The sequence below is a fragment of the Desulfoplanes sp. genome, from assembly GCF_054921335.1.
Genome location: NZ_JBUDSQ010000016.1, coordinates 50,542 through 56,909, shown reverse-complemented (window position 1 = coordinate 56,909; position 6,368 = coordinate 50,542). Strand labels below are relative to the sequence as shown.

The following is a 6,368-nucleotide window of genomic DNA, read 5'->3' as shown; positions in this document are numbered from 1 at the left end:
TATTACCTCATGGTTCGGGACATGTCATACAATCCGTGCCAAGATGGTCTTGCCCATCAAACCTCCAACAATTCCATAAGCGCCTTTTTATGTATGTACGCACTATCATTTTTCCAGTGCTTTTTGTTTTTGTGGCCTGCTCTTCACTGGCACAAGCCCAGCCTATTGAACGCATCCGTGTACACTCGATGGGAGCAAAAGACACCGTGGAGTTTGTCCTTACCGGAGAAAGCCCGCCCTCCCTCCACAGCCTGACAGAAGAACACCCCAGACTTTTTTTTGATCTTTCCTCCTTCAAGGATCCCGAACTGCCCGGAACAACTCCTGGTACAGGAATGTTTGTCGACAAAATACGGACCGCTTTCCATGCGGATCGCAAAGAGGTCCGCGTCGTGATCGATCTTGTACCACACACGCAATTTGTGGTGGAACAAAAATGGTTCCCCAATGGACACCAGTTTGTCATTATCATTTCAGCACCACGCCAATAGCGTATGTGCCTGCAAAAAAGAGGTTTTTACAGGCAGGGTCACGATTTAAGTTAAAAGGTCTAAGTAAAATCAGGTTGTTACAAAATATGGTTCTGGGCTTGAGCCCCGGTTTTCGACTTTTTGCAGGAGCACCCCCAAGAATGGTTAGCCCGGAGATAACCGGAAGGAAAGAGCATGTCCGCCCACCGACTTGAGCCTTTTTCCGTTTTTTCATAAACCATCAAACGGCAGTGGTGCTACGCGGGCATGCGCAGTCCCCCGCCCATAGGCGACCCACGCCCCCGACCGCCCACCGCAGTCATCAATCCTGCCCTTTTCCCCCCCCCGCCCAAAGCCCCCCTGGGCGCGTCCTGTTTTTCCGGACTGCCGCCCCCAAAAAGACACCCTGCTGGGTCCCAAAAAAAATTGCCTCGCGTCGAGCCACACAGCTACCGGCCCGCGTTCTTTTTTCCGCCCATTCCCGCACCCGTGGTTTTCTAGGCCCTCTCATCGCTTTTAGCCGATGCGTACCCTCCCGGATTGCCCCGCAAAGGGTACGTCTCTTGCTCGGACTATTTTGTCCCCATGCGTATTCAGGATTTTCCGGACAAACCAAATCCCCCCTTTCCTTCCAACCTATGCCGGGCTCTATGACTATACCGATTATCCGCAAACATACCGACGGATTCGCGGTCCAGCCGCATCTTTCGGATTACGGACAATGCCACGCAACCTTTTCATGGGAGTCCATCAGGTCCGAACTGGACGGACTCCCTGACGGCAAGGGGTTGAACATCGCCCACGAGGCCGTGGACCGGCATGCGCAAGGAGGCCGCGCCGAGCACACCGCACTACGCTGGATCGGCCGGGGCCAGGATATCCGCGGGTTCACCTATGCAGACCTGTCCAGAGAAACCAACCGGTTCGCCAACGTTCTCTCCCGGCTGGCCTTACGCCCCGGCGAACGGGTCTTCCTCCTGACCGGACGTATCCCGGAGCTGTACATTGCGGCCCTTGGGGGACTCAAAAAAAAGGCCGTTGTCTGCCCCCTCTTTGCGGCCTTTGGGCCAGAACCGATTTTCCAGCGTTTGAGCCGGGGGGACGCCAAGGTTCTGGTGACCACGAAAGAACTCTACCAATCCAAGGTGGCCGGCCTCATGGACCGGTTGCCCCATCTGGACCACATTCTCCTGGTCGATGCCGACGACTATCCCGACCAGGGGGTCTGTTCGCTGCCCGGACTCATGAGCGAGGCAGCGGAGAGTTTTACCATCCCCCCCACCGATCCCGAGGACAGGGCGCTCCTCCACTTCACCAGCGGGACGACCGGCATGCCCAAGGGGGCTGTCCACGTCCACGAGGCGGTTCTCACCCACTACGCGACCGGGAAATACGTTCTGGATCTCCACCCGGGGGATATCTTCTGGTGTACGGCCGATCCCGGCTGGGTCACGGGAACATCGTACGGGATCATCGCCCCCCTGCTGCACGGAGTGACCAGTGTCATCGACGAGGGGGGATTCGACGCCAAAAGATGGTACTCGCTCTTGGAAGAACAGAAAGTCACGGTATGGTACACAGCCCCCACGGCCATCCGCAGGCTGATGCGCACGGACATGGACCCGAACAAGGGATACGACCTGGGCCGACTCCGGCTGATCCACAGCGTGGGTGAGCCCCTCAACCCCGAGGCGGTATGGTGGGGACAGAAGAAACTCGGTCTGCCCATCCACGACAATTGGTGGCAGACAGAGACCGGCGGGATCATGATCGCCAACTATCCGAGCATGGACATCCGCCCGGGATCCATGGGCAAGCCCCTGCCCGGCATCGAGGCGGCCATCGTGCAAACCGGATCGGATGGCCGGATTAAAACGACCGAGCCCCCCGGGGTCCAGGGGGACCTGGCTCTTCGACCGGGCTGGCCGTCCATGTTCAGGACCTACCTGCATGAACAACAACGCTACGACAAATGTTTTGCCGACGGATGGTACCTGACCGGCGACCTCGCTTCCAGGGACGCGGATGGTTACTTCTGGTTCGTGGGACGTGCCGACGACATCATCAAGACCTCGGGGCACATGGTCGGTCCCTTTGAGGTGGAAAGCGTGCTCATGGAGCATCCTGCCGTGGCCGAGGCCGGAGTGATCGGCGTCCCCGACCCGCTGATCGGCGAGCGGGTCAAGGGATTCGTGGCCCTCAACCCCGGGCTGGAACCAGGGGAATCCCTGCCCCTGGAACTGATAGGATTTGCCCGGAAACGTCTGGGACCGGGTGTCGCGCCCAAGGAAATCGAGATTGTCGACGACCTCCCCAAAACCCGCAGCGGCAAGATCATGCGCAGGCTGCTCAAGGCCAGGGAGCTGGGGCTGGAGGAGGGAGACACATCAACATTGGAGCGGGAATGACGGACAAACAAACAAGCAATGCCCCCCCACGGGAACCGACCCGAGAACATGGTCTTTATCTCCTGACCCGGATGGTGCGCATCCGGAAATTCGAGGAAAAGGCGGCCGAGCTGTACACCAGGCAAAAGATACGCGGATTCCTGCATCTATACACCGGAGAAGAGGCTGTCGCCGTGGGCGTTTGCCAGATCTTGGGTCCTGAGGACCCCGTGGTCGGGACCTATAGGGAACACGGTCACGCCCTTGCCCGGAATATTCCGGCCCAAGCGATCATGGCCGAGATGTACGGCAAACAGGAAGGGTGCAGCCGCGGCCGGGGCGGCTCCATGCATCTTTTCGACAAAAAAACCCGATTCTACGGCGGGAATGCCATTGTCGGGGGGGGACTTCCCCTCTCCGTAGGACTGGGGCTGGCAGAGAAGATGCGCTGCACCGGAAACATCGTCGTGTGTTTCTTTGGAGAGGGGGCGGTCGCAGAGGGGGAATTCCACGAATCCATGAATCTGGCCGCTCTCTGGGACATCCCGGTATTGTTCGTGTGCGAAAACAATCTCTACGCCATGGGAACGGCCCTGGATCTCTCAGAATCCCAGACGGATCTGACAAAAAAGGCGGCGGTGTACGGCATGCCTGCCCAATCCGTGGACGGCATGGATGTCCTGGCCGTGGAAGGGGCGGCCCGCCAGGCCGCAGAACAGGTTCGGACGGCAACCGCCCCCTATTTTTTGGAATGCCGGACCTATCGTTTCCGGGCCCATTCCATGTTCGATCCGGAACTCTACCGGAGCAAAACCGAGGTCGAAGAGTGGAAAAAACGCTGCCCCATTTCCGCCCTGAGCACTCTGCTCAAAGAACGGGGACTGGCCGACGACAAGGATCTGGCGGCCATGGAGAGCAGGATCGACGAGGAGATCAAAGAGGCCGTGGACGTTGCCGAGAACGGAACCTGGGAGCCTACCGGGGACCTGACCCGTTTCGTCCTTTCCGGAAGGAGGGAACCATGAACCACCGCGCAACACGGACATTGACCTACCGAGAGGCGGTCAGGGAGGCCATACGGGAAGCCATGCTCCAGGACGAGCGGGTATTTCTCATGGGCGAGGATGTGGGAAGGTACGGGGGATGTTTTGCCGTGAGCAAGGGACTTCTCGAGGAATTCGGGCCCGAGCGCATTCGGGACACCCCCCTTTCGGAATCCGGGTTCACCGGGACGGGCATTGGGGCGGCCCTGGGCGGAATGCGCCCCATCGTGGAAATCATGACCTGTAATTTCAGCCTCCTGGCCCTGGACCAGATCATGAACACCGCTGCAACCTTCCTGCACATGTCCGGTGGACAATTCAACGTCCCCCTGGTCATCCGCATGTCCACGGGAGGGGGCAGACAGCTGGCTGCCCAGCACTCCCACTCTCTAGAGGGATGGTACGGCCATATTCCGGGGATCCGGGTTCTCGCCCCGGCCACCGTGGAAGACGCCCGGTCCATGTTGGCCACGGCGCTGGACGATCCCGATCCCGTCCTCATCTTCGAGCACATGGCCCTTTTAAATAGGCAAGGCGAGATTCCCGAGCATCCCACCGCCCTGGATATCGATAAAGCCAAGATACGCAGCGCCGGCACCGACCTGAGCCTGATCACCTATGGCGGGTCCCTGTTCAAATGCCTGGAGGCCGCAGAAATCCTGGCACCCCAAGGGATCCGGGCCGAGGTCGTTGACCTGCGGACCCTCAGGCCCCTGGACGAAACAACCATCCTGGATTCCCTCCGCAGGACCCACCGGGCGGTCATTGTCGATGAGGGGTGGCGGAGCGTCTCGGTCTCCGCGGAAATTTCCGCCAGGATCATGGAAAAAACATTCTACGAACTGGACGCGCCCGTCCAGAGGATCTGTGCCGCCGAGGTGCCCATGCCGTATGCCCAGCATCTGGAAAAAGCGGCCCTCCCCCAGGTAGAGGATATCGTCCGGACCGCCACAAGGCTGGTGGGCTGATGGGAGCTTTCACTATGCCCACACTCGGGGCGGATATGACCGAGGGCACCCTGGTCGGATGGCTGGTCGAGGAAGGAACCGAGGTCCACCGGGGGGATGTCGTGGCCGAGGTGGAAACCGGCAAGGGGGTCATTGGGATCGGGGTCTATGAAGACGGGATGCTGGAGGGATTCACGGTCCATCCAGGAGAAACCGTGGCCGTGGGGACTATTCTTGCCGAGATCAGAGGAGAGACCGACCGGGACATAGACCACCGGGTTGGTGGAACCGGCCCACAACCACCCACCCCCAACAAAACCCCGGGACAGGTACCTATCTCCGGACGTCCCCGTGGATCCATAGAGGAGCACCGCTCCACGGAGCCTACCAAGACCTCCGGATCCCCAGCGGACCACCGGCCAAAGATTTCCCCCCTGGCCAGGTCCAAAGCCCGAACATGGGGGATCGATCCCTCCCGGATCCAAGGCAGCGGTCCCGGAGGCGCGGTCACCCTGGCGGACATCCAGCACGCAAAAAAAGCGCAGGAAAAAATCCAGGACCACCCGGCCCCTCCTTCCCAAAATGGAAAAAAAAGGAGACTGGCCATGCGCCGGGCCATTGCCGGGGCGACCAGTCTGTCCAATCGGGAGATCCCCCACTACTATGTCAAAACCCCCATCGACATGGACGGGGTCATGGCCTGGCTCAAGGCGTACAACCAGAACCATCCGGTCAGCGACAGGATCCTGCCCATCGTGCCCTTACTCAAGGCGGTGGCCCTGTCGGCACAAAAACATCCTGAAATAAATGGTTTTTTCAAAGATGGCCACCATGACCCGCGCAAAGAGATACATCTGGGGGTCGCCGTGGCCCTGCGGGGTGGGGGGTTGGTCACCCCCTGCATCCATGATGTGGATGCCAAATCCCTGCCCGATCTCATGCGTGAGCTGCACGGCCTGATCCCCCGTACACGGGCCGGACGGCTGAGGGAGTCCGAGATGCGCGACGCGACTATGACCGTGACCAATCTTGGGGATCTGGGCGTGGAAACGGTCTATGGCGTGATCTATCCCCCCCAGCTGGCCCTGGTCGGATTCGGCAGGATCGGTGAACGCCCCTTTGCCAAAGACGGCATGCTCACGGTCCGGTCGGTGGTCGATGCCACCCTGTCCGGGGACCACCGGGCCACGGACGGGCGGACCGGGGCCAGATTTCTGGAAACCCTCAGCTGCCTGCTGCAGACACCGGAGAGTCTATGAACCGCGAGCAAATAATCGCCACGATCAAGGAGATCCTGCAGACCATCGCCCCGGAGCAGGACCTAAGGGCCCTGACCATGGACGCGGATCTTACGCGGACACTGGAGATAGATTCCTATGATTTCCTGAACCTGATGATCGCAATCAGCAAAAAATTCGGTAGGGATATTCCGGAAGAAACCTATGGTAGATTGGGGACAATGGGGAACATTGTCCTTTTTTTGGAGGGGAAAAAATAGCGACTACCCGGGCCGAGCTGTTG

At 59.6% G+C, this 6,368-nt stretch carries 6 protein-coding genes; all 6 read left to right on the top strand.

Annotated features, from left to right (window positions below; translation table 11 throughout):
- Positions 1-89: 89 nt before the first annotated feature.
- The 6 genes from ACY692_RS05505 (at position 90) to ACY692_RS05480 (ending at position 6,345) form a co-directional block, all read left to right on the top strand.
- A complete protein-coding gene (locus ACY692_RS05505) occupies positions 90-491 on the top strand; it encodes a hypothetical protein (protein ID WP_462324343.1) in 402 nt (133 codons plus the stop codon).
- A 629-nt stretch (positions 492-1,120) separates the two neighbouring features.
- Entirely contained in the window at positions 1,121-2,878 is a 1,758-nt protein-coding gene (acsA, locus tag ACY692_RS05500) for an acetate--CoA ligase (RefSeq protein ID WP_462324342.1), read from the top strand.
- A complete protein-coding gene (gene pdhA / locus ACY692_RS05495) occupies positions 2,875-3,882 on the top strand; it encodes a pyruvate dehydrogenase (acetyl-transferring) E1 component subunit alpha (protein ID WP_462324341.1) in 1,008 nt (335 codons plus the stop codon). The genes acsA and pdhA overlap by 4 nt, the downstream gene beginning before the upstream one ends.
- Complete coding sequence (locus tag ACY692_RS05490) at positions 3,879-4,868, top strand: alpha-ketoacid dehydrogenase subunit beta (RefSeq protein ID WP_462324340.1); 990 nt, start codon at positions 3,879-3,881, stop codon at positions 4,866-4,868. The genes pdhA and ACY692_RS05490 overlap by 4 nt, the downstream gene beginning before the upstream one ends.
- A gap of 14 nt (positions 4,869-4,882) precedes the next feature.
- Positions 4,883-6,106, top strand: a complete 1,224-nt coding sequence (locus ACY692_RS05485) for a dihydrolipoamide acetyltransferase family protein (RefSeq protein WP_462324339.1) — start codon at positions 4,883-4,885, stop codon at positions 6,104-6,106.
- On the top strand, positions 6,103-6,345 hold the full coding sequence (locus tag ACY692_RS05480; RefSeq protein ID WP_462324338.1) for an acyl carrier protein: 243 nt from the start codon (positions 6,103-6,105) through the stop codon (positions 6,343-6,345). Before ACY692_RS05485 ends, ACY692_RS05480 begins: the two co-directional genes overlap by 4 nt.
- Positions 6,346-6,368: the final 23 nt, after the last annotated feature.